Source organism: Aquamicrobium lusatiense, assembly GCF_014201615.1.
Taxonomy (GTDB): Bacteria; Pseudomonadota; Alphaproteobacteria; order Rhizobiales; family Rhizobiaceae; genus Mesorhizobium; species Mesorhizobium lusatiense.
This window is the reverse complement of sequence record NZ_JACHEU010000001.1, coordinates 2,839,408-2,863,217: the sequence shown is the minus strand read 5'-3', so window position 1 is coordinate 2,863,217 and position 23,810 is coordinate 2,839,408. Positions and strand designations below refer to the sequence as shown.

Here is a 23,810-nt window from a genome sequence, read left to right as displayed (position 1 = left end):
TCCGTTCGGCTTTGCGCGCGCTACATACTTCATCTTCGCGCAGGCCAACCTGCCGCCCATGAGAGATTTCGCCATGTCCGAGAAACCCGTCGATCTGCTTACCGAGAGCGAGGCCGCTGCCGAGCTGGAACGGCTGGCGAAGGAGATCGCCGCGCACGACAGGCGCTATTACGCGGAAGACGCGCCGACGGTTTCCGATGCCGACTATGATGCGCTGCGCATCCGCAATGCCAGCATTGAGGCGCGCTTTCCCGAACTGGTGCGCGAGGATTCGCCCTCGCTGAAGGTCGGCACCGCGCCTTCCGGCGTGTTCGGCAAGGTGGTTCACGCTGTGCCGATGCTGTCGCTCGACAATGTGTTTTCGGATGAGGATGTGCGCGATTTCGTGACCAGCGTGCGGCGCTTTCTGGCCCTGCCGGTGGACCGCGAACTGGTGTTCACCGCCGAGCCGAAGATCGACGGGCTTTCGATGTCGTTGCGCTATGAAAACCGACGGCTGGTGACGGCGGCGACGCGCGGCGACGGCACCACCGGCGAGAATGTGACGGCCAATATCCGCACCATCGCCGAAATTCCCGAAACGCTCCCGGCCGATGCGCCGGACGTGGTGGAGGTGCGCGGCGAAGTCTACATGCGCCGTGACGATTTCTTCGCGCTTAACCAGCGCATGGCCGAAACCGGCCGCGTCTTCGCCAATCCACGCAATTCCGCCGCCGGCAGCCTGCGCCAGCTCGACCCGGAGGTGACGCGCCAGCGCCCGTTGCGCTTTTTCGCCTATGCATGGGGGGATGCCTCCGCGCCACTTGGCGAGACGCAATATGAAGTCGTGAAGCGCTTCGGTGAGTGGGGCTTTCAGGTCAACAGCCTGATGACGCGCTGCGACACGGTCGAGGCGATGCTGGAGCATTACCACCGCATCGAGGCGGAACGCGCGGAAATCCCCTATGATATCGACGGTGTCGTCTACAAGGTCGACCGGCTCGACCTTCAGGAGCGGCTGGGCTTCCGTTCGCGCAGCCCGCGCTGGGCGACGGCGCACAAGTTTGCCGCCGAGAAGGCGATGACGGTGTTGAACGGCATCGACATTCAGGTCGGCCGCACGGGCGCGATGACGCCGGTGGCACGGCTGGAGCCGGTGACGGTGGGCGGCGTGGTCGTCACCAATGCCACCATGCACAACGAGGACTACATCCGGGGCATCGGCAACAGCGGCCAGCCGATCCGCGAAGGCCGCGACATTCGCATCGGCGACACGGTGATCATCCAGCGGGCCGGCGACGTCATCCCGCAGATCGTCGACGTGGTGCTGGAGAAGCGTCCTACCGATGCGGTTCCTTACGAGTTCCCGCACACATGCCCCGCCTGCGGCAGTCATGCCGTGCGTGAGGAAGGGGAGGTGGTGCGCCGTTGCACCGGCGGCCTGATCTGCCCCGCGCAGGCTGTGGAGCGCCTGCGCCATTTCGTGTCGCGCAATGCCTTCGACATCGAGGGGCTTGGTGAGAAGCAGATCGAATTCTTCTTCCAGTCGGATGATCCGGCCCTTCAGGTGCGTTCGCCTGCCGACATTTTCACGCTCAAGGAGCGCCAGCGCGATTCACTGACCAAGCTGGAGAATGTCGACGGCTTCGGCCCCGTTTCGGTGAAGAAGCTGTTTGCGGCCGTAGATGACCGCCGGCGGGTGGAGTTCTCGCGCTTCCTGTTCGCGCTGGGCATCCGCCATGTGGGCGAGACCAATGCGAAGCGCTTCGCTCGCCATTTCCTGTCATTCGAGGCGTTCCGCAAGCTGGCCGAGGAAGCTGTGATGCCCGAGGGCAAGGGCGATCCCGGCAATGCCGCCTGGCAGGAACTGAACAACATCAACGGCATCGGCTCCATCGTTGCCGGTGCGGTGGTTGAGTTCTTCAACGAGGATCACAACCGGCAGGTGCTTGATGCCCTGCTGAAAGAGGTAACGCCGGTGGACGAGGAGCCGGTCGGCACGACGGATTCGCCGGTGGCCGGCAAGACGGTTGTGTTCACCGGGGCGCTGGAGAAGATGTCGCGAGACGAGGCCAAGGCCATGGCCGAAAAGCTTGGCGCCAAGGTTGCGGGTTCCGTGTCGAAGAAAACCGATCTGGTGGTTGCGGGGCCGGGAGCCGGCTCCAAGCTCAAGCTGGCAACGGAGCTCGGCATCGAGGTCATCGACGAGGATGCGTGGTTCGCACGCGTGGGCAGAGAGTAGGATCTCTGCCCTTTATCCGCTTTTTCTGAACGGCTGGCTCAAGCGAATTCATGTGACAGCGTCCGGCCGGCTGAATAGATAAAACTCTTTTCCGGGAGTGGTCCATGGCAGGACAGGCAGCGGGCGAGCGCTCGATCCTCAGCGAATATTGGCATGGCGTGCGCTTCGGGCTTCCGGTCTGCATCGCGGTGTCGCCATTCGGCCTGCTGTTCGGCACGCTGGCCGTGGAAAACGGCCTGTCGGTTTTCGAAGCCTTCTTCATGAGCGTTGCCGTGTTTGGCGGGGCCAGCCAGATGGTCGGCATCGAGCTGTTCGGCCAGAAAGTTGCGCCGTGGCTGATCGCCTTTTCGATTTTCGCGGTGAATTTTCGTCATGTCCTCTATTCGGCTGCCTTCGGCCGCCATATGGCCGGCTGGCCGCGCATGCAGCAGGCGATCGCCTTTTTCCTGCTGACCGATGCGCAATATGCGCTGGCCGAAAGCCAGATGCAGAGCGGGCGCAAGCTCACCTTCGCGCGCTATATGGGGGCGGGTTTCACCGGCTATCTGGTATGGGTCGGCACGACCGTGCTCGGCGCCATTTTTGGAAAGCTTATCCCCGACACCAGCGCCATCGGCGCGGATTTCCTGCTGCCGATCTACTTTCTGGGGCTGATGATGGATTTCCGCAAGCGGCCGCTCTGGCTGCCGGTGGTGGCCGTGAGCGCGGTGGCTTCGATCATAGCCTTTCGTTTCGTCGGTTCGCCATGGCACGTATTGCTGGGCGCAATTGCGGGTGTCGCCCTTGCTGTCATCCTGCCGCCGTCGCGCAGCGGTATTGACGTAACACCGGCACAGCCCGTGGAGAATCAGGCATGAGCAGCGCTTTCTGGGTTATTCTGGCCGGCGGTATCGCCACCTATCTGACGCGCATTGGCGGGCATCTGGTGATTTCGCGGCTGGAGCGCATTCCGCCGCGCGTGGAGGCCGGCCTCAACGCCGTTCCGGCGGCGGTGCTCACCACGCTGGTGGCGCCTGCCGTGCTGACCGCTGGTCCGGCAGAATGGCTGGCGCTGATCATTGCTGGGCTGGTGGCTCTGCGCGGCGGACTGCTCAGCATGTTCATAGCGGGCGCGGCCGTGCTGCTGCTTGCCCGCCATTTCATGGCCTGAGGTTTAGAGCATTTCTGCTTTTTTCTGAACCGCAGAAATGATCTATCCCTTTGTTTTCTCCGCATTTATGCGACGCCAGATGTTTCCATCTGGCTGCAAAATGCTCTAGCCGAGCAGCGCGCAGGCCTGTTCCAGCCATGCCAGCGCTTCACCATCGACCATCGGGCCGATCTCGGCCAGCACGCGGGCATGATAGGCATCGAGCCAGCTTCGCTCGTCGGGCGACAGAAGATCGGAAACGATCATGCGCCGGTCGAAGGGGGCGAGCGTCAGCGTCTCGAAGCTGTGCATGGCGATGTCGCCGCCTTCGATCTCAACGGCTTTTTCGACCACGATCAGGTTTTCAAGGCGGATGCCGTAGGCACCTTCCTTGTAGTAGCCAGGCTCGTTGGAGAGGATCATGCCTTCGCGCAGCTTCTCCATGCCGGTCTTGGCGATGCGCTGCGGTCCCTCATGCACGGCGAGATAGGAGCCGACGCCATGGCCCGTGCCGTGGGCGTAGTCGAGGCCATGCGCCCACAGCGCCATGCGGGCGATGGCATCGATGTCCGCGCCGCGTGTACCGGCCGGAAAGCGCAGGATGGAAATGCCGATCATGCCTTTCAGCACCAGCGTGTAGCGCCGGCGCATTTCCTCGGTGGGGCGGCCTATGGGAACGGTGCGGGTGATATCGGTGGTGCCGTCCTGATATTGCGCGCCGGAATCGAGCAGGAACAGCTCGCCGTCACCGAGCTTGCGGTTGGTGGCGTGCGAGACGCGATAGTGAATGACGGCGCCGTTCGGACCTGAGCCGGAGATGGTTTCGAAGGACACGTCGCGCAGCGGCATCTGCGTTTCCTCGCCTGCCTGCCGGCGGAAATTTTCCAGCGCCTTGACGGCCCTGATCTCGTCAGTCGCGCCCGGCTTCTGGCTATCCAGCCAGCACAGCATGCGCGCAACCGCTGCCCCGTCGCGACGATGGGCGGCGCGGCTGCCTTCCAGCTCGGCGCTGTTCTTGGTGGCGCGCGGTATGCGGGCCGGATCGGTTGCCGCGACCACGGTGCCGCCATTGGCCTCGATCACCATGCGCAGCTTCTCTGCCGCCAGCACCGGATCGAGGGCGATGCGCGCGCCCTTGCCGGCGAGTGCCGCGATTGCCGGCTCGAAGTCCACGGGCTGGTGCGGTTCGGCGAGCTGGGTGAGATAGGCCTCGACCTCGCGCGAGAATTTCGCCTTGTCCATGAACAGCTGGTGCGAGCCGTCGGCCGCCAGAATGGCGAAGCCGAGCGCCAGCGGCGTGTGCGGCACATCATTGCCGCGGATGTTGAACGCCCACGCGATGGAGGAGGGGTCGGTGAGAACGGCATGCGTTGCGCCGTCGGCCTCTATGGCGGCCGCCAGCCGCACCAGCTTGTCCTTCGCCAGCTCGCCGGCGAAGGCGAGGGGCTGGATTTCCACCGGGGTGACTGGCGCTGCCGGCTGATCCTCCCAGACGGCATCGACCGGGTTCGTTTCCAGCGGCACCAGCTCGACGCCGGCCTTCTTTGCCGCCGCCCTCAGCGTGTCGATCTCGCCGGTGGTGTGCAGCCACGGGTCGAAGCCGAGACGGGTGCCGGATTTCAGGTTCGGGCCGATCCATTTCGCCGGCGGATTGTCGACGAGGCTGTCATAGCTGAAGATGGCCGGATCGGTTTCCTTGCGCACCTGCAGGGTGTAGCGGCCATCGACGAAGATGACGGCGCTGTCGGCCAGCACCAATGCCACGCCGGCAGAACCGGAAAAGCCGGTCAGCCATTTCAGACGGGCAGCGCGCGCCGGCACATATTCGCCCTGATGCTCGTCGGCGCGGGGTACCAGAAAGCCGTCGATGCCGTTTTCGGCCAGCCATGCGCGAAGGGCGGCAACACGCGGCGAGGCAAGCGAGGGATCGCTGGACGAATCGAACGACTGGAACATGTCAGGAATTCCCGGAAATGAAACTTGCCGGAACCTAGCCCTCCCGCGCCATGCTGACAATGCACCAGCGGGCAGGGCAGACCTGATCAGGCCGCAGGCTTGAGGTGGATGGTGACCCAGCCTTCGCGGTGCAGCGTGGTGATGTGGGCAAAGCCCGCAGCCACATAGGCTTCCACCACGGCGTCATGCTGGCGGTCGAGAATGCCGGACAGGACCAGCGAGCCGCCGGGGCGCACATGTGCGGCCATCTGCGGGGCGATCTCGATCAGCGGTCCGGCCAGAATATTGGCGACGATGAGTGCGAAAGGGCCGCGCTCGGCGAATACCGGATGATCGAAACCCGTCGCGGTCACGGCATCGACATGATCGGCGACGCCGTTGAGCTTCACGTTCTCTGCCGCGACTTCCGTTGCGACCGGATCGATGTCGGTGGCCAGAACCGGGACGGCGGACAGCTTTGCCAGCGCAATCGCCAGAACCGCGCTTCCGGTTCCAAGGTCCAGCGCGTTGGCGGGCTGCTCGGCTGCCACAACCTGTTCCAGCATTTCGAGGCAGCCGGCGGTGGTGCCGTGGTGGCCCGTGCCAAAGGCGAGGCCGGCCTCGATCTCGATGGCGATGTCGCCTTCCTGGCGCTGGTCGCGGTCGTGGGAGCCATGAACGAAAAAGCGGCCGGCACGAACCGGCTGCAGCCCTTCCAGCGAGCGGGTGACCCAGTCGATATCGGGCAGTTCCTCACGCCCGATTTCGGGATCGGCGGAGAGGGATGACAACACGGCGCGCAGGCGGCTCTCGGCCTCGTCGATGTCGCCATCGGCGTAGAGCGAAACCTCGTGGATATCGCGATCCTCATCGACTTCCAGAACGGCAATCGGCCAGCCATCGTCCTCGAAGGCCGTTTCGAGGCTGGCGAAAATGCGCTCGGCCTCGTCCTTCGAGGTGGTGAAGTGGAGGCGCGTCTGGGTCATGAGGTCGGGAACCTGTTGGTGTCAGCTGCCGGCGGCCAGGCGCTTCAGCTTTGCCTTGGCCGTATCGGGGCTCTCGCCATAAGCGATGGTGCCGAAAAAGTCACCTTGCGAATTGAGCAGCAGGATCGATGCGGTGTGGTCGAGCGTGTAATCGCCGTCCTCGGTGGGCACCTTCTTCCAGTAGATGCCGAAGGACTTGGCCATATCAAACACCTTGGCGGGCTCGCCGGTGATGCCGATGATCCGGTCGGAGAAGTTGCTGATATAGGTGTTCAGGATCTGTGGCGTGTCGCGCTCGGGATCGACGGACACGAAATAGGCGCGGATGTCCTTGCCCTCGTCGCCCAGCGCGTTCAGCCAGCCGGCGAGCTCGAACAGCGTCGTCGGGCAGACTTCCGGGCAATGTGTGAAGCCGAAGAACAAGGCCGTGGGCTGGCCGCGGAACGCCGCTTCGGTGATCGGCTCGCCCTTCTGGTCGGTAAGCGCGAAAGGTGCGCCGAAGGGTTCTCCACCGTGGCGCTGGTTGTACCAGCTGAAGGTTATGAAACCAATGCCGGCGGCGATGAGGATGAGAAGGCCGACGAGTATCTTGCGCATGGGAGGATAGTCCGCTTTCAGGCGGCGCGGGCCGCATCGGTGAACAGATGAACCAGTTCTGATGTTCGGTTCTAATGGTTGGGCGCACACTGTCAAAGTGGGCCCATTGCCGCAAGGTCGAAGCGCTCACATCGTCGTGCTTGCAAAGCCGGTTGCAGCACCCCAAGTTGCAGGAAATTCCTGCCGCAGACGGAGACAGAAGTGCGCAAGACCATAGCCTGCCTGACAGCCGCCGCCATCGCCGCAAGTGCCGGTTCCGCTCATGCCGAGCAGGTCGGCAAGATCGGCGTCGACTGGTTCGGAAACGACATCAAGATCGAAGCCGTGACCGATCCCAAGGTGGAGGGCGTGACCTGCCATCTGGCCTATTTCGACCGTGGCGTCATCGATCGCCTTCAGAAAGGCAACTGGTTCGAGGATCCGTCGAACGCGGCGCTGTCCTGCGAGCAGACCGGACCGATCAAGATCGGCGACATCGACCTTGGCAAGGGCGGCGAAGAGGTGTTTCGCCAGTCGATCAGCCTGATCTGGAAGAAGCAGGTGGTGAAGCGCATCTACGACAAGGCCAATGACACGCTGATCTATCTGGCCCACTCGCAGCAGGTTCAGGACGGCTCGGCCAAGATGGCGATCACCACCATTCCCCTCTATGGCCAGCAGGTGGAGTGGGCGAAGGGCAAGCCGCAATAAGGGACCGGGCGCGCGAAGGCTTGCCGAAGGGCAGGGGGCGTCGTACAGCCGCCTGATGGACGAGCCGCAAAATCCCGAGCCGCGCGAGCCGCAGCCGCGCATCCATCCGACGGCCGAACTGAAGGGCTGCCGGCTGGAGCCCTATGTGGCCATCGGCGAGCGGGTGGTGCTGCGCGAGGTGACGGTGGGCGCCTTCACCTATTTCGAGCGCCATTCCGAAGCGATATACGCGACGCTCGGCAAATTCTGCTCGGTTGCCGCCAACACCCGCATCAATGCGCTGGAACATCCGATCGAGCGGATCACCCAGCACAAGGTCAGCTACCGGCCGAACGAATATTTCCGCTATCTCGGCGTCGATGCTGCTTTCCGCGAGCGCCGGCAGGCAAGGCACGTCACGATCGGCCATGATGTGTGGATAGGGCACGGTGCGGTGATCCTGCCCGGCGTGAACGTGGGCAATGGCGCGGTGATTGGCGGCAACGCCGTGGTGACGCGCGATGTGGAGCCCTATGCGATAATGGCCGGATCGCCGGCGCGGCGGCTGCGTTATCGTTTCGCTCCGGAGATTGCTGCGCGCATCGAACGGCTGGCCTGGTGGGACTGGCCGGCCGGGAAGATAGGCCGTGCGGTTCCCGACATGCAGGCGATGCCGATCGAAGACTTTCTCAGGCGCTGGGAAGATCCGCAGAGCTGACATGGCATCTGCGCCGGTAACCATATCCCTTAACGTAAAACATTAGCGTTAAGATTCGGTTTATAGGTTGTTTTCAGAAATACTGGCAATCTATGGTTGTGTTTCTTTCCGAAATTCATATCCTGATATCGGAGGTATTCATCTGAGGCGCAAGTACAAACGGAACAACAGAGGAGAGTGTCATGAACAAGTTCACCGTTATTCTTGCAACCGCAGTCGTTTCTTTCACCGCAGTCAGTGCTCATGCCGGCGGATGGGGTTCCAAAGGCAACAACAACAATTCCAGTGGCGGTCTGATCAATGTGGCGCCGGCCGTGGCGCTCGGCGACATCAAGCTGCTGAACGGCCTTTCCATTCTCAACAAGTCGCCGATCCTGTCCGGCAACAACACCGTGCTCGGCAATGGCATCCTGAGCGGCATCGGGCTCGGCATTCTGGGCGTCGGCGCAGGCTCGGCCAACTCGCCCGTCGGCATCGCCGGCGGTGGCAACAGCTACACCGACAACAGCGGCAACAACTACAACAGCGGCAACGGCAATTCGTCCTACTCCGTGAAGAAGCGCCGCTGACCCAACAAGTCGGATTCCGGATCCGGCGGCGGGCAGGAGGGTTCGCGTCCTTCCTGCCCGCATTCCGTTATGTGTTTTCGCGCAATCATGCGCAGGCAGCATCCCACGGCTGGGGTGCTGCTCAATCCGGAGCGGCAGATCGCCGGGATCGCCGCCCAAAGATTGCTTTTAGCCTCAGGCGATCAGCACTTCACGCCGCACGGCACCCACCAGCAGATGCCCCGGTCGTTGCAATACTGGGTTTCGCAGCGCCGCGTGCCATGGGCGATGACACAGAAGCAGTTTCCCGGACATGACTTCGGGGTTGCCCTGGCGGTGGAGATATCCGCTCCGATCGTCATCATCGAAACGCGCCCGCCGTTCGCCCGGTTGACCTCGTCCAGAATGGCGAGGGAACCAGCCTCGTCATGGGCGATCTCGCCGTCCCAGAAATGATAGACATCGTCTCCCTCGACGTTTCCGGCGGCTGCCTTGCTTTGCGGCAAAGTTGCACCGGTTCCCAGTTCCTCCCACCCGCTGTAGTCTGACTTGAGCTGCACGGTACGCCACATGTCATCCTCCCCTGTGTTATGATGGCGTCACAGGATGATACCAATTAAGGGTTGAATCAAATACAATCTTTACGAGTATTTTCGGGATAGGATTCGAGCATGCGAACGGACGCTTCCGCCTTAGCTATATTTGCGCCCGCAGACCCAGGAAGACGTCGGTTGTTCGCTCGCGGATGTCGAGGATCGTCTTGAAGGTTCTGGTAACGTCCACCCGGAAAACGGCGCTGAGGGGCTTGCTGAAAGCATAGCTGGCCTCGGCATAGAAGCCGCTGCCACGTTCCTCGTTTTCCATCAGCAGGTTCTGCTTCACCTCGCGATAGACACCGGCCGACAGGGCAAGCCGTTCCGTGGCTTTCCAGCCGAGTTCCGCTTCCGCCCGATGAAGCCATGAGGCGAGCGGGTCGTCGCTGTCTCCTGTTTCGTAGCGTCCGAACCAGCTTCCGCGCAGTTCGAAATCACGGGGCAGGGGCAGTGCGGCCTTCACCTGCCATGCAGGTCTGATACCTGAATAGATGCCGTGCGCGCCGCGCAGGGATTCCGCGCCCAATGCCAGTCCAACCGTCATTCCCGCTTCGGTGCGCATTTCGAGCTGACCCTGTGCGCCGTAGAGCGCGTAGGACAGCGCCACGGGCGGCGAACCGAGCTTCTCGACCGAGGCAAACAGCGCTGAAAGTGATCCACCGACGGCAACGGGGCCAATCGTGCGCATGACGCGCGCGGCAAGCCTGACCTTGTTGACATCGGGATCGAGCCGCGCCGGCCCGATGATGCCTTCCTCGAAATGCGTGCGGCCTGTCGTTTCGAAAACGTTCGAGACGTCGATGACCAGCGCAGTGGCTTCATCCAGCGCGATGCCGGCCTGCGCCTGTGCGGCCGCAACCTGCTTCAGAGCCCTTGTGCCGATCGCAACAGGGCCGATCTCCAGATGGTCGCCCTTGCTGACTGCCGAATAAGTCAGCGTGCCGCGCAGTTCCAGCGTTGGCGAGATGCGGCGGAAGGCATGCGCCGAGGCGGCGATGCTGCGATCGTCCTCGATCACGATGCGGTCATGGCGCGTAAGCTGAAATTCGGCCGCGATGCCGGCGTTGGCTTCGTCATCGCCCACATCCTGACGCAACGAGCCACGCAACAGCGTGTACCAGTCGGCGATCGCGAATTCGCTGTCCAGCGCATTGCTGGTCCAGTGGCGTTCGAGTGATGCGGAAATTTTTGGGCCTGCCTGCTCCGCCAGCGCGGGGCAGGAGAGGCCAAGGGCGGGAAGAGCAAGAGCCAGCGCGGGAAAGGAAACCGTATGGGTCAATTGCCGCCTCCGCTTCGGCCTCTTCGCCATCCTGCTTCTCCCGGTTCCGGGACCCCTTCCGCCGTGCGGGGGTGGCGAAGCGGAAGGGGCCGGAGGTTCCGCTGAAGCGGAAGGAGCAGGCATCATTGCCTGCATGGACGATGATGCGACTGCGTGTCTAAGATGCCGTTTTTAAAATTTCATCTTAAAGTTGTAAATGGTTGTGTGCTGCACGGTGTGGAACCTATCGCCATGCGCGACGGTTGTTTCGTCAAGCGAGGACCAGACATGCTGGAAAAACCCTTCACAAGGGCAGCCAATGCCGTGGCCTATGTCACCGGCATGCCTATGACTTTCATTCTTTGTGTGGCCGTCGTCATCATCTGGGCGGTGAGCGGCCCGTTGTTCGGCTTTTCGGATACATGGCAGCTCATCATCAACACAGGCACGACGATCATCACCTTTCTCATGGTGTTCCTGATCCAGAACACCCAAAACAGGGACGGCGCGGCCATGCAGGCGAAGCTGGATGAGCTTATCCGGATCAGCAAGGCCAACAACCGTTTCATCGGCATCGAGCATCTGACCGAAACCGAGGTCGAGAAGATCCGCAGGGCCTGTGAGCGGGCCGTGAATCGTTCTGGCGGGCGGGCACGGAAGAAGGGAGAGCAGCGGGCCGGAGATTGACCTTTTCGTTCAGGCAGTCATGCTTGCCGGCTACAACAAGGGAACACCGTGGCAGACTGGATTGAAATCCTGCGCAAACAGACCGAAACCGGCGAAAGGATGGCCCGTGAAGTGCCGGGAATTCTTGGCAACCCGCATGTCACCGAAGCGCAGGTAAGAGCGCTGTTCGACGAACTCGACAAGCAGGCGGAATTCGTCGAGGGCCTGCGCGAGACGCTGGAAAAGTTCGGCCACGACTTCTCCGTGATCGAGGCGGCGGAAAAACTGGAAGAACGCTTCGACGACCTCGCCGCATCCGCCGCCGAAAAGCTCAAGGCGATGCGCAGCCGGACATAGATCGCCTTGCGTCCATTCGGACGCACGAAGGACGATCTAAGTTATTGATAGAGCATCGGAATAACCGAAAACCGGGTTACACTTTCCGGTCCGATGCTCCAGGGTCCAAAACGAGCCGTTGCCGATACGCGGCGCGTCAGGCCGCGGTGACGAAGCTGTCCAGAACCTTTTTCTGCCCGGCGCGGTCGAAATCGATGGTCAGCTTGTTGCCTTCGACAGCCGAGACGTTGCCGTTCCCGAATTTCATATGGAAGACGCGGTCGCCGACGCTGAAAGCGGATGGGGTGTCCGCGACCGACTTCGCCACCAGCTCGCCTTCGATGGTGCGGCTTTTCACCGAACCACGCCCCGCGCCATAGCCGGAATCGGCCTCGCCATAGCCGATGCGCTCGACCGCATGGCCCGAGCGCGTGCCCCAGTTGCGGCTTGTCGCTTCCGTGCGGTTCTGGCGGGCGCGCTGCCAGCCGGGTGTCGCATAGGTATTGGAGAAGGCACCGCCGCTGCCGCCCTGATCGCCGCGCTTGGCATATCCGCCGGTGGGCGAACCGATATTGTCGAAGCGCGAGGCGCCATAGGGATTGCCATAGCCGCCAAAGCCCGAGCCGCTTTCGCTCACCTCGACATGGGCCTCCGGCAACTCGTCGAGGAAGCGGGAGGGGATTGTGGATTGCCACAGGCCGTGGATGCGCCGGTTGGAGACGAACCAGATGTGCAGGTTGCGCTTGGCGCGCGTGAGCCCGACATAGGCGAGGCGGCGTTCTTCTTCGAGGCCGGAGCGGCCGCCTTCATCGAGTGCGCGCTGGTGCGGGAACAGGCCTTCCTCCCAGCCGGGCAGGAACACGGTCTCGAACTCAAGCCCCTTGGCCGAATGGAGCGTCATCAGCGAAACGGCGTCGAGATCCTCGTTCTTGTCGGCATCCATGACCAGCGCGACATGTTCGAGGAAGGCGCGCAGGGATTCGTAATCCTCCATGGAGCGGATCAGCTCCTTGAGGTTGTCGAGCCGCGTCGGCGCATCGGCCGAACGGTCGTTCTTCCACATGTCGGTGTAGCCGCTTTCCTCAAGGATGGTCTCGGCCAGTTCCGTATGCGGGGTGGTTTCCAGCAGATCCTGCCAGCGCGCGAAATTGGCGGCGACCTCGCGCAGCGCTGCCCGAGGCTTCGGCTTCAGCTCGTCGCTTTCGGCAAGCGTGGCGGCCGCCTGCAGCATCGGCACGCCAAGCGCGCGGGCCGTGTCATGCACCTGACGGATGGCGGCTTCGCCAAGGCCGCGCTTCGGCACGTTGACGATGCGCTCGAAGGCGAGGTCGTCGCCCGGATTGGCCACGACACGCATATAGGCCATGGCGTCGCGGATTTCCTGCCGCTCATAGAAGCGCGGGCCGCCGATGACGCGGTAGTTCAGGCCGATCTCGATGAAGCGATCCTCGAAGGAGCGCATCTGAAAGGAGGCGCGCACCAGAATGGCGATGTCGTTGAGCACATGGCTGTTGCGCTGCAACGCCTCGATCTCCTCACCGATGGCGCGGGCCTCCTCGTCGGAATCCCATGCGGCATGGACATTGACCTTGGGATCGTCAGGATCGGGGCTGTCCGTGAACAGGGTCTTGCCGAGTCTGCCTTCATTGTGGGTGATGAGATGGGCGGCAGCGCCAAGGATATGGGCGGTGGAGCGGTAGTTGCGCTCGAGCCGGATCACTGTCGCGCCCGGAAAATCCTTCTCGAAGCGCAGGATGTTGTCCACTTCCGCGCCGCGCCAGCCATAGATCGACTGGTCGTCATCGCCGACGCAGCAGATGTTGACTTTGTTTTCGCTCACGGGCCGCACCGCCGCCTGCGGCGGCTGGCCCTCCGCTGGGGCGGGAGAAACGTCGCCCGGCGCACCGTCGCGCCGCGCTCGGCCTTCGGCCGGTTGGGCAGAGCTGGTGCGCGGGCGCTGGGCCAGAAGGCGCAGCCACATATATTGCGCGGTGTTGGTGTCCTGATACTCGTCCACCAGAATGTAGCGGAAGCGCTTGTGGTATTCGGCCAGAATGTCGTGATGGGCGCGGAAGATGCGGATCGGGTGCAGGAGCAGGTCGCCGAAATCGCAGGCGTTCAGCGTCGTCAGCCGCTCCTGATAGGCGCGGTAGAGCTCGCGGCCGCGCCCGTTGCCGAACGAACGCGCATCCCCCTCGGGAATTTCTTCCGGGCCGAGGCCCTTGTTCTTCCAGCCGTCGATCATCTGGGCGAAGGTGCGTGGCGCCCAGCGCTTGTCGTCCAGACCTTCGGCCTGAATGAGCTGCTTGATGAGACGGATGACGTCGTCGGTGTCGAGAATGCTGAAATCGGAGCGCAGGCCGGCCAGTTCCGCATGGCGGCGCAATATCTTTACACCGATGGAGTGGAAGGTGCCGAGCCAAGGCATGCCTTCGACCGCTTCGCCGACCAGCAGCCCGATGCGCTGCTTCATCTCGCGTGCGGCCTTGTTGGTGAAGGTCACGGCAAGGATCTGCGAGGGGAAGGCGCGGCCGGTGGCAAGGATATGGGCGATGCGGGTGGTGAGTACGCGCGTCTTGCCGGTGCCGGCGCCGGCCAGAACCAGCACGGGCCCTTCGGTGGTTTCCACCGCCTGCCGCTGTTCGGGATTGAGCCCCTTGAGATAGTCGGGCGGGCCGTTCTGCGCCTGTCGCGCGGCCATGGCACGCGCGGCGATACCGGACGGCGCACCGGCGCTGCCGGAGGCAGCCGGAGGTCTCGCGCCCGGTTCATCGAAGAAGGGCATATCGTCGGAAAAGCCGGACATTGTTCCCGAATGTAGTGATTCGGTCCCGAAAGACCAGAAGTGTCGCCGTTTTGTTCTGTTTTCAGAGCATGGCTTAGCCCTGTCGGCGCGCGCCTGCAAGGAAAGCCTGTCGATGGAGGGAACATTGCGGCGCCCGCGCCATTATCCCTGATTACTCATTTCGGCACTCGAAGTTGGGGGATCAGCTTTGGCCATCATCATCACTTCACTGTTGTTCGCCTTGTTCGGCGCCTGGTTTGGTGTAGGGGGCGTATGGCTCATCACGCTTGGCGGCAGCTGGTATTATGCCGTTGCCGGCGTTGTTTTCCTGATTGCGGCGTGGTTGCTCTACCGGCGCAGCATGGCCGCGCTCTGGCTTTATGCCGCCTTCCTGCTGGCGACCCTCGTGTGGGCCATATGGGAGACAGGCTTTGACTGGTGGTCGCTCGGCGCCCGCGGTGGCCTGCTCGTGCTGCTTGCCATCTGGCTGCTGATGCCGGTCATCTGGAGCAGGCTTTCCGGCACGGACGGCCGTGCGCCGCTGATCCTCGTGGTTCTGGCGTCGCTCGGCGTCGCCGGATATTCCATGACCACCGATCCCTACGACATGGCCGGAACCCTGCCGACGGACAAGGTGACGCCGGAGGGCGCCCTTGGCGCAAACTTCCCGGCGGGTGAATGGCACTTCTACGGGCGCAGTCCCTATGGTCAGCGCTATTCGCCGCTGGACCAGATCACGGTCGAGAATGTCGACAAGCTTGAACTGGCCTGGACCTACCAGACCGGCGATGTGCGCCTGCCCAGCGACGTCACTGAAACCACCTATCAGGTGACGCCGCTCAAGATCGGCGACAATCTCTACATCTGCACGCCGCACAACCTCGCAATTGCCGTGGACGCGGCGACGGGCAGGGAAAAGTGGCGCTTCGATCCGCAGATCGGGCCGGAGAACCAGCGCCAGCACCAGACCTGCCGCGGCGTTTCCTATTACAAGGATGCGTCGATCGCTGCCGGCGAAGCCTGTGCGGAACGCGTCTACCTGCCGACTTCCGATGCGCGCCTCATCGCCCTCGATGCGGCAACCGGCCAGATCTGTCCGTCATTCGGCAATGCCGGCACCGTGGACCTGATGGAGCACATGCCGTATCCGAAGGCGGGTTACTATTATTCGACCTCGGCGCCGCTGATCGCGCGCGACAAGATCATCGTGGGCGGTGCGGTCAACGACAATTACTCCACGGAAGAGCCGTCCGGCGTGATCCGCGCCTTCGACGCGCGCTCGGGCGCTGTCGTGTGGGCGTGGGATCCGGGCAATCCCGATCGCACCGAACCGCTCGGCGACGGCGAGACCTATACGGCGAACTCGCCCAACATGTGGTCGACAGCCAGCGCCGACGAGGAGCTTGGGCTGGTCTATGTGCCGCTCGGCAACCAGACTCCGGACCAACTCGGCATGGGCCGCAGCGAACATGTGGAAAAATATTCGTCCTCGATCACCGCACTCGATCTCGACACCGGCAGGGTGCGCTGGGTGCGCCAGACGGTGCATCATGACCTGTGGGACATGGACGTGCCGGCGCAGCCATCGCTCATTGATCTCACCACGGATGCGGGGACGGTCAAGGCGCTGGTCGGCCCGACCAAGCAGGGCGACATCTATGTGCTGAACCGGGAAACCGGCGAACCGGTCATTCCGGTCAATGAGGTGCCGGCTCCGGGCGGGGCGATCGAAGGCGATTTCACCGCGCCGACGCAGCCCGTGTCGGACCTGACCTTCATGCCGAAGCCGCTAACAGGTGCCGACATGTGGGGCGTCAGCCCGTTCGACCAGCTTGCCTGCCGCATCGAGTTCGCAAGGTTACGCTACGAGGGGCGCTACACGCCGCCTTCGGTTCAGGGAACGCTTGTCTATCCCGGCAATTTCGGCACCTTCAACTGGGGCGGCGTGGCGGTCGATCCGGTCAGGCAGGTGATGTTCGGCATGCCGACCTATCTGGCCTTCAAGTCGCAACTCGTTCCGCGCGATCAGGTGCCACCGGCCGATGCCGAGGCACGCGGCAGCGAGCAGGGGCTCAACCGCAACGAAGGTGCGCCCTATGCCGTGATCATGGGACCGTTCCTGTCGCCGCTCGGCATTCCCTGCCAGTCGCCGCCATGGGGCTATGTGGCGGGTGCGGACCTGCGCACCGGCAAGATCGCCTATAAGCACCGCAACGGCACGGTCTACGACATGACCCCGCTGCCGCTTCCCCTCAAGGTGGGCGTTCCGGGCATCGGCGGGCCGATCATCACCGCGGGCGGCGTTGCCTTCCTCGGCGCGGCCGTCGACGATTATCTGCGCGCCTACGACCTTACCAGCGGCAGGCAGTTGTGGAAGGCGCGCCTTCCGGCGGGCGGACAATCCACCCCGATGACCTACACGACGGAGGACGGACGCCAGTTCGTTCTGATCGTGGCCGGCGGCCACGGCTCGATCGGAACCAGGGCAGGCGATTACGTTATGGCGTGGACATTGCCGAAGCAGTAGGCCGGCAACAGCAGGGGAGACGGCGAACCGTCTCCCTAAATCCACAGTTGCCGATTTCTCACAAGGGCAGGGGTCAGTTTACCCTTGCCCCTTCCGCTTGCTCGGTTAAGTCTGTAGCCAATGGCTGTTCCGGAATCGTCCCGGATGTGGCGAGTGATTGCAGGGAATGAATGATGGACGATAATTTCGACAAGGCCGGCATTGCGGTCATCATCGTGTTCGGAGCGCTGCTTCTTGGCGGGCTGATGGCGGCCAATCTGGTTGTCGGTGACCGGAATGGCTTTCTGCTGGCGCTGGGTGCTGCATTTTCGGCCTACATCGCCGGCTATGCGATCCTGTTCGATCTTCCGCGCGTCTATGCCTTCCTGATCGTGGTTGCCGCCGTCATGGGCGTGGCCTCAACCATCGCCTACGCTTTCTGATATTCTGAATCGGAAATCAGGCGTAAGATTTTGATTTTTTAAGAGTACCGGCCGGAAAATTCAGGCGTAGCCACGCCGTGAGCGGGCCTGCTTGAGAATGGCGCGCCAGCGCACCATGTCGAAGGGGATAGGCTGGCCCTTCGCTGAAATCTCGAAAATACGGTTGTCGACATTTCGCAGAGACCGCCAGAAGTCATAGTCCGACACGCGCGGGTCGGCGGCCAGCCTTTCGGCTTCCATTTTCACGCTGCGTGCTGTGCCAGCCTTTTCGACAGAAGGCGGCAGGTTGTTCTGCGTAGCCATACAGACTGATTGGCTGCTGGCGCGATTCGTTGCAACGGAGCAGGCAGCCTATCCACCCTTATTCATTTCTTAAGGTTAATATCGGCGTTGCCGCGCCTGCGGATGCCTATGGTGCGGCCTGCACGCTCGGGCCGGGGGAGATGACGGTGGGCGTCCTGGAATGCCGCCACTTTTGCCGCCACATCTTCCGGAAAGGGCGCAACGCGCGGACCTTCCATGTTGACATGCAGCGACATGCTTTCCGAAGTCGCCGCCAGCCAGCCGTCGACATGGCGGATTTCCTGATAGGCGTGCAGGCGCTTTTCGTCGGAGTCCAGCAACTGGAAGCTCACCTTCACCTGACTGCCCAAATGCAGCTCGCGCACGTAGCAGACATGGATTTCGGACGTGTAGATCGTGTGCCTGCGCTCCGCCGCATAGGCGGAACCGATGCCGAGCAGGTCGAGCACTTCTTCCGCCCCGCGATCGAACAGCACGTTGTAGTAGGCCATGTTCAGATGGCCGTTATAGTCGATCCAGTTTTTCTCGATCTCCATGGTGCCGGAGACGAAGGGTGAAGAAAGGGGCATGAAAGGTCCTTGCGCTGCTGGACAAATCGGCGTGAAAAGCAGATCACCAATCCTATTTGCGGGCCACGCCAAAGAGCAAGCCGGTGGCCTTGCCTGTCCTGATTAAGGAGAAACCATGGCTCTTGGCGATATGATTGTGGTGGAACGCAACGAACAAGGCATCGCGCAGGTGCTGGAAATTCTGCGCAATGCGTTCGGCGACCGCTTCCAGACCGGCAACTCCATTCGCGAGCAGCATGGCCATACCACCACCTATCTGCCGAATCAGATGCCGGATGGCGTCGTCTTCCCTGAAAATACCGAAGAGGTGCAGACCATCGTGCGGGCCTGCGCGGCCCATCGCGTGCCGCTGATCCCGTTCGGAACCGGAACGTCGCTGGAAGGGCATGTCAACGCGCCGGGTGGCGGCATCTCGCTCGATACCTCGCGCATGAACCGCATTCTGGCCGTCCATGCCGAGGATCTCGATTGCGTGGTGGAGCCCGGCGTGACGCGCGAGGACCTCAACCGCCATCTGCGCGATACGGGCTTGTTTTTCCCCATCGATCCGGGCGCCAACGCCTCGCTCGGCGGTATGGCCTCGACGCGCGCTTCCGGCACCAACGCGGTGCGCTATGGCACCATGCGCGAGGCGGTGCTCTCGCTCAAGGCGGTGATGGCCGATGGCGAGGTGGTGCGCACGGCTGGCCGGGCGCGCAAGAGTTCGGCCGGATACGATCTCACCCGGCTGCTGGTTGGCGCGGAAGGCACGCTCGGGGTCATCACCGAGCTGACGCTTCGCCTGCACGGCATTCCGCAGGCCATTTCGGGCGGCGTGTGCCCGTTCCCGACGCTTGAGGCGGCCTGTCAGGCGGTGATCGCCACCATCCAGATGGGCATTCCCGTGGCGCGGATCGAGCTGGTCAACGCGCTCCAGATGAAGGCCATCAACACCTATTCGAAGCTCGATTATCCCGAAAGCCCTTGCCTGTTCCTCGAATTCCACGGCAGCGATGCTGGCGTGGCGGAGCAGGCCGAACTGTTCGCGATGATCGCGGAAGAACAGCAGGGCGGCCCCTTCATGTGGACCACGGTGGCCGAAGAGCGCAACAAGCTGTGGAAGGCCCGTCACGATTCCTACTGGGCTTCGTTCGTGCTGCGGCCCGGCGCGAAGGGGCTTTCCACCGACGTGTGCTTGCCGATTTCAAGGCTCGCCGAATGCGTGGCCGAGACCGAGGCCGACATCGAGGCCAACGGCCTTGTCGCACCCATCGTCGGCCATGCCGGTGACGGCAATTTCCACACGCTGGTTCTGATGGATCCCGAAGATCGCGACGAGGTGGCGAAGGTCGAGGCTTTCGTCGCGCGCCTCAACGAGCGCGCCATCGCCATGGAGGGAACCTGCACCGGCGAGCACGGCATCGGGCAGGGGAAGTCCGGCTTCATGCGCCGCGAGCATGGCCACGGCGTCGATGTCATGCGCACCATCAAGAAGGCGCTCGACCGGGACAATATCTTCAATCCCGGCAAGATGATCGCGGGTTAGAGCAATTCCAGCAAAAGTGCGCAGCGGTTTTGCGTCCGGAATTGCGTAAAAACAAAGAGATGGAGCATTGCGGGCGATTCTTTTTTCACCGGAATGCTCCAGGACGCCGGAAGCGCAGGTGCGGTATTGCCTCTTTATCGTCATCGATATCGGGATAGGATCGGTCCACCCTCTGGATTTGCAGTGAGGACATGCTCGCACGACTGTTCGTGATCATCGGCGGATTGGTGGTTCTGGTGCTGCTTGCAGCGCTGGCGGTGCCGCCTTTCATCGACTGGACCGGCTATCGTGCCGCGTTCGAGCGGGAGGCCAGCATCATTCTCGGCCGCAAGGTGACGGTTCGCGGCGATGCAAGGGCAAGGCTGTTGCCGTTTCCGTCGGTGACGTTCACCGATGTCGTCGTGTCAGGCGGTGCGGATGGCCAGCAGGCGATGGCCGTCGACACCTTCTCCATGGATGCCGAACTGGCGCCGTTCCTGCGCGGCGAGGTGCTGATCTTCGACATGCGTCTGGAGCGGCCGAGAGCTGTAATCGCGGTTGCCGACGACGGGACGATTGACTGGGCGGTGCGGCCGTCGTCGCCATTCGATGCGGGCCAGATCGCGATCGAGAAGCTGACCGTCACAGACGGTGCGGTGGAACTGCGGCATGGTCCGGGCGGGCGCGTCCATGAAGTTTCGGGCATCAACGCCAGTGTTTCGGCAAAATCTCTGCTTGGTCCGTGGCGCGTCGATGGCAATCTCGTTTTCGATGGATTGCCGACGGAAATTTCCGCGACCACCGGGCGCGCCGGTGATGACCGCCAGATGCGGCTGCGGCTGAGGGCCCGGCCGCAGGATTATGCCGCGACGATGGAAAGCGACGGCAACGCGCGCATCAGCAATGGCGCTCTCACCTATGCCGGCCAGTTCCGGCTGACCGAGGATGCAGCCCAGCCGGCGCAACTGAGGGGAGGCGATGGCGAGATGGTTTCGCTCACCCCGGCAAAGGCCGTGCCCGGTTATCGCGCCAGCGGCACGTTCCAGCTCAACCATACCCGGCTTTCAATCGAAGAATTCCGTTTCGAGACGGGGCCGGTGGAAAGTCCTTATTCGGCTGATGGAACGGCCTCACTCGATTTCGGCAAAGAACCGCGTTTTCGCATTGAGGCGTCGGGCGCGCAGGTTCAGTTTGACGAGGCGGTGTCCGGCGAAACCGGAACCGCGTCGAACGCGCAGGCGCGCCTTGCCGGGCTGGAAGAGGCGCTGCGCCGCCTGCCTCGTCCGACGATCCCCGGTTCCGTCGAAGTGCAGCTGCCGGCCGTGGTGGCGGGCGATACGACCATTCGCGATGTCCGTGTCTCCGCCGAGCCTGCCGACGGGGGCTGGACCATCCATTCGCTGGCCGCGACCTTGCCCGGCCGCACCACATTCGAGTCCAGCGGCCTGCTCGCCACCGGCGATGCCATTGGCTTCCGGGGCAGGATGCTGCTCGCCGTCGCCCAGCCGTCAGGCTTTGCGGCGTGGCTCGCCAGCGACGTGGACGATGCGGTTCGTCGTCTTCCCGCGGCAGGCTTCAGCGCCAATGTCGACCTGACCCGTTCGCGGCAGAAATTCAGCGATCTCGAACTGGTGCTGGGCGGAGCAAAATTCGCTGGCACGATCGAGGCGGCGCAGCCGGGCGATGCGCGTTCCTCGATGGCCCTCGCGCTTCAGGGAGGTGCGCTGGACATTGAGAGCCTTTCCGCCTTTGCTTCGATTTTCGTCAGCACTGGGGGCGACAATCGCTTTGCCGGGCAGGATCTGGATCTCGACCTGAAAGCGGGGCCGGTGGAAGCGTGGGGCCTCTCTGCGCAAAAGGCCGAGACGGCACTTCGCCTGCGCGGCGACGTTCTGGAGGTGGACCGGCTGGCGCTGGACGATCTTGCCGGGGCATCCCTCAGCGCGACTGGCCGGCTCTCCGGTTTTCCGGAGAAACCGGCAGGAAAAGTCGATGTTTCGGTGGTGGCGGTCGACCTTGCGCCGCTGGTGGAGGCGCTGGCCGGCACTCATGGCGACAACTCCGTGATTGCCGGGGCCGTCATCGCGGGACTGGCGCAGCGTGTGCAAAACTATCCGGGCCTGCTGGAAGATGCGCGCATCGATGCCGTGATGAGTGCCGCGGGCGAGAATGACGGTGACCGGGGCATCGCCGTTTCGGCGCAGGGGTCCGCTGGCGGGTCTGTTTTTTCCGCCAGCCTTTCCATGAAAACGAAGGCGAAGGATCTGCTCCTTTCGCCGCTTTCCGTCACGCTCGGCATTCGCAACGACGATGCGACGGCGCTGATGGCGCTCGCGGGTCTTCCGGCCCTGCCGCTGGGGCTGACGGGCCCGGGCGTGGCCGATATTTCCGCCAATGGCAGTCTGCGCAACGGCATGGCCACCACGGCGCTCGTCACCGGCGAGGATTTCCGGCTTTCCTTTGACGGCACCGTATCGGCTGACGATCAGGGGCCGGCGATAAAGGGCGGCACCAGCCTCGAAGCGGCCGATATCGAGCCATGGCTGATGACGGCGGGCGTGGCGCTGCCCGGCATGGGAACGGGAACCTCGCTCACGCTTGGCGCGGAGGCCGACTATGGCAGCGGCGTCCTCATTTTGAAGGGGCTTTCGGGCGCCATCAACGAGACCGCGGTTTCCGGCGACATCAATGCCGAAATGAAGGGCGACAAGCCCAGCCTGACCGGCGAGATCAGTCTCGACGAGCTTTATCTCGATCCGTTTGTCGCCATGCTGACCGGCGACGAGGCACTTGCGCCTGTTTCCGGAGAGTGGCCGACAGCGCCCTTTGCTGCGACCGCGCGCGCGCCGGCGGCTATCGACATGAGCGTTTCGGCTGCTGCGCTGATGGCCGGCCATATGGCGACGGCTTATGACGCTTCGATGTCGCTGAAACTGGATGATGACGGATTGCGGGTGTCCGATCTCAACGGCAGGCTGCTTGGCGGTGCACTGAGCGGCATGTTCGAGATCAGGAATTCCGCGGGAACCGGGCTGCTCAATGCCCAGATGGCGGTTTCCGACGCAGATCTCGCCACCATCTTTCCGGGGGCGGGGCTCAGCGGCCGAACTGATCTTTCGGCGACGATTTCCACCAGCGGCAAGTCGGTTGACGGCATGATGACGTCGCTTTCTGGCTCCGGCACGGCTTCGCTGAAGGGCCTTGCCATTTCCGGTCTCAACCCGGATGCGCTTGGTGCTTTTCTGAAGGCTGCGGATGCTGTCGGCCGCGACATAGATGCGCGCCGCACAGCGGAATTTGCGGGAACCATTGCGAAGCAGGGGCGCTTTGCCGCGAAGGACACGGATGTCGCCTTCACGCTCGCGAACGGCATTTTGCGCGCGCCGCCGCTCAGGCTGGAGTCGCAAACATCGGGAATTTCGGCGGATCTGAGCGCCAATCTGGCGGCAGGCACCGTGCATGCGCAGGGCTCGATTGCCTATGCTGCGGGCGAGGACGCGCTGGTCGGGTCCGAGCCGACGCTGAATTTCACCGTGGACGGCGCTTTCGATGCCATGACGGCGAGCTTCGACAGCACGCCGCTGGCACAGTACCTCACCCAGCGTGCGCTGGAGCAGGAGCAACAGCGGGTGGAGGCGATGCAGGCGGCTCTGCTCGAAAAGCAGCGTCTTCGCCGCGAAGCCCGCTATTATGCCGATTTGCAGGCACGCCGCGCGCGCGCGGCGGAAGAGGAACGCCTGCGGCAGGAAGCAGAGCGCCAGAAGGCCGAGGAAGAGGCAAGGGCGAGAGAAGAAGCCGAACGCGCCGCGCGGGAAGCACGGTTGCGGGCCGAGCAGGAAGCGCGCGAGGCGGAAGCGGAACGGGTCCGTCGCGACGCCGAGGCGGAACGCATCCGCCGTGAGACCGAGGGCAGGGCCGGCAGGCCGCAGCCATCGCCGGGGGCTCCCCCCGCCAATGACAATGCGCCCTCAAGCCCGCAGGCTGAGCCATTCAACTTGCAGAACCTGCTGAACTCACTGGAAGGTGGGTAAGGAGGCGCAAACG

The 23,810-nt window shown here is 63.1% G+C and carries 20 protein-coding genes; 12 read left to right on the top strand and 8 right to left on the bottom strand.

What is annotated here, in order from left to right:
* Positions 1–73: 73 nt before the first annotated feature.
* The 3 genes from ligA to HNR59_RS13710 all read left to right on the top strand — a co-directional run bounded on the left by ligA (position 74) and on the right by HNR59_RS13710 (position 3,371).
* A complete protein-coding gene (gene ligA, locus HNR59_RS13720) occupies positions 74–2,221 on the top strand; it encodes an NAD-dependent DNA ligase LigA (RefSeq protein WP_183831599.1) in 2,148 nt (715 codons plus the stop codon).
* Positions 2,222–2,325: 104 nt separating this feature from the next.
* Positions 2,326–3,078, top strand: coding sequence for an AzlC family ABC transporter permease (locus HNR59_RS13715; RefSeq protein WP_183831109.1), 753 nt, complete (start codon positions 2,326–2,328; stop codon positions 3,076–3,078).
* Positions 3,075–3,371 carry an AzlD family protein gene (locus HNR59_RS13710; RefSeq protein WP_183831107.1) on the top strand — a complete coding sequence of 99 codons (297 nt, stop codon included), beginning with the start codon at positions 3,075–3,077 and terminating at the stop codon, positions 3,369–3,371. Before HNR59_RS13715 ends, HNR59_RS13710 begins: the two co-directional genes overlap by 4 nt.
* Positions 3,372–3,476: 105 nt before the next feature.
* Here the strand turns inward: HNR59_RS13710 and HNR59_RS13705 are convergent, their stop codons facing one another.
* The 3 genes from HNR59_RS13705 to HNR59_RS13695 all read right to left on the bottom strand — a co-directional run bounded on the left by HNR59_RS13705 (position 3,477) and on the right by HNR59_RS13695 (position 6,868).
* Positions 3,477–5,306, bottom strand: a complete 1,830-nt coding sequence (locus HNR59_RS13705; RefSeq protein ID WP_183831105.1) for an aminopeptidase P family protein — start codon at positions 5,304–5,306, stop codon at positions 3,477–3,479.
* 86 nt (positions 5,307–5,392) lie between these two features.
* Positions 5,393–6,271: a 50S ribosomal protein L11 methyltransferase gene (locus HNR59_RS13700; RefSeq protein ID WP_183831103.1), complete on the bottom strand. Its 879-nt coding sequence runs from the start codon at positions 6,269–6,271 to the stop codon at positions 5,393–5,395.
* Between the two features lie 21 nt (positions 6,272–6,292).
* Positions 6,293–6,868 carry an SCO family protein gene (locus HNR59_RS13695; protein WP_183831101.1) on the bottom strand — a complete coding sequence of 192 codons (576 nt, stop codon included), beginning with the start codon at positions 6,866–6,868 and terminating at the stop codon, positions 6,293–6,295.
* A 201-nt stretch (positions 6,869–7,069) separates the two neighbouring features.
* On the opposite strand from HNR59_RS13695, the gene HNR59_RS13690 reads away from it, so the two are divergent.
* The 3 genes from HNR59_RS13690 to HNR59_RS13680 all read left to right on the top strand — a co-directional run bounded on the left by HNR59_RS13690 (position 7,070) and on the right by HNR59_RS13680 (position 8,824).
* Complete coding sequence (locus HNR59_RS13690) at positions 7,070–7,558, top strand: CreA family protein (RefSeq protein ID WP_183831099.1); 489 nt, start codon at positions 7,070–7,072, stop codon at positions 7,556–7,558.
* Positions 7,559–7,613: 55 nt separating this feature from the next.
* The gene (locus HNR59_RS13685) at positions 7,614–8,255 is read left to right on the top strand and encodes a DapH/DapD/GlmU-related protein (protein WP_183831097.1); all 642 of its coding nucleotides are present in this window, start codon (positions 7,614–7,616) and stop codon (positions 8,253–8,255) included.
* A gap of 182 nt (positions 8,256–8,437) precedes the next feature.
* Positions 8,438–8,824 (top strand): hypothetical protein, encoded by a 387-nt coding sequence (locus tag HNR59_RS13680; RefSeq protein ID WP_183831095.1) that lies wholly within the window; start codon positions 8,438–8,440, stop codon positions 8,822–8,824.
* A 182-nt stretch (positions 8,825–9,006) separates the two neighbouring features.
* Here HNR59_RS13680 and HNR59_RS13675 read toward each other — a convergent pair whose 3' ends face one another.
* Together HNR59_RS13675 and HNR59_RS13670 are read right to left on the bottom strand one after the other, a co-directional pair.
* Positions 9,007–9,375 carry a hypothetical protein gene (locus HNR59_RS13675; RefSeq protein WP_183831093.1) on the bottom strand — a complete coding sequence of 123 codons (369 nt, stop codon included), beginning with the start codon at positions 9,373–9,375 and terminating at the stop codon, positions 9,007–9,009.
* Positions 9,376–9,499: 124 nt separating this feature from the next.
* Entirely contained in the window at positions 9,500–10,675 is a 1,176-nt protein-coding gene (locus HNR59_RS13670; RefSeq protein WP_183831091.1) for a hypothetical protein, read from the bottom strand.
* Between the two features lie 267 nt (positions 10,676–10,942).
* Between HNR59_RS13670 and HNR59_RS13665 the strand changes: the two genes are divergently transcribed.
* Positions 10,943–11,341: a low affinity iron permease family protein gene (locus tag HNR59_RS13665; RefSeq protein ID WP_183831597.1), complete on the top strand. Its 399-nt coding sequence runs from the start codon at positions 10,943–10,945 to the stop codon at positions 11,339–11,341.
* Between the two features lie 48 nt (positions 11,342–11,389).
* Positions 11,390–11,677: a hypothetical protein gene (locus HNR59_RS13660; protein WP_183831089.1), complete on the top strand. Its 288-nt coding sequence runs from the start codon at positions 11,390–11,392 to the stop codon at positions 11,675–11,677.
* 136 nt (positions 11,678–11,813) lie between these two features.
* On the opposite strand, the gene HNR59_RS13655 is transcribed toward HNR59_RS13660, so the two are convergent.
* The gene (locus HNR59_RS13655) at positions 11,814–14,462 is read right to left on the bottom strand and encodes an ATP-dependent helicase (protein ID WP_183831087.1); all 2,649 of its coding nucleotides are present in this window, start codon (positions 14,460–14,462) and stop codon (positions 11,814–11,816) included.
* A 187-nt stretch (positions 14,463–14,649) separates the two neighbouring features.
* Between HNR59_RS13655 and HNR59_RS13650 the strand changes: the two genes are divergently transcribed.
* Positions 14,650–16,968 (top strand): glucose/quinate/shikimate family membrane-bound PQQ-dependent dehydrogenase, encoded by a 2,319-nt coding sequence (locus HNR59_RS13650; protein WP_183831085.1) that lies wholly within the window; start codon positions 14,650–14,652, stop codon positions 16,966–16,968.
* A 173-nt stretch (positions 16,969–17,141) separates the two neighbouring features.
* On the top strand, positions 17,142–17,390 hold the full coding sequence (locus HNR59_RS13645; RefSeq protein ID WP_183831595.1) for a hypothetical protein: 249 nt from the start codon (positions 17,142–17,144) through the stop codon (positions 17,388–17,390).
* 60 nt (positions 17,391–17,450) lie between these two features.
* On the opposite strand, the gene HNR59_RS13640 is transcribed toward HNR59_RS13645, so the two are convergent.
* A complete protein-coding gene (locus HNR59_RS13640; protein WP_183831082.1) occupies positions 17,451–17,693 on the bottom strand; it encodes a hypothetical protein in 243 nt (80 codons plus the stop codon).
* Positions 17,694–17,755: 62 nt separating this feature from the next.
* Positions 17,756–18,262 carry a thioesterase family protein gene (locus HNR59_RS13635; protein WP_183831080.1) on the bottom strand — a complete coding sequence of 169 codons (507 nt, stop codon included), beginning with the start codon at positions 18,260–18,262 and terminating at the stop codon, positions 17,756–17,758.
* Positions 18,263–18,377: 115 nt separating this feature from the next.
* Here HNR59_RS13635 and HNR59_RS13630 point away from each other — a divergent pair, with 115 nt between their 5' ends.
* Both HNR59_RS13630 and HNR59_RS13625 read left to right on the top strand, forming a co-directional pair.
* The gene (locus tag HNR59_RS13630) at positions 18,378–19,787 is read left to right on the top strand and encodes an FAD-binding oxidoreductase (RefSeq protein ID WP_183831078.1); all 1,410 of its coding nucleotides are present in this window, start codon (positions 18,378–18,380) and stop codon (positions 19,785–19,787) included.
* Positions 19,788–19,978: 191 nt separating this feature from the next.
* Positions 19,979–23,797 (top strand): AsmA family protein, encoded by a 3,819-nt coding sequence (locus HNR59_RS13625; RefSeq protein ID WP_183831076.1) that lies wholly within the window; start codon positions 19,979–19,981, stop codon positions 23,795–23,797.
* Positions 23,798–23,810 lie beyond the last annotated feature (13 nt).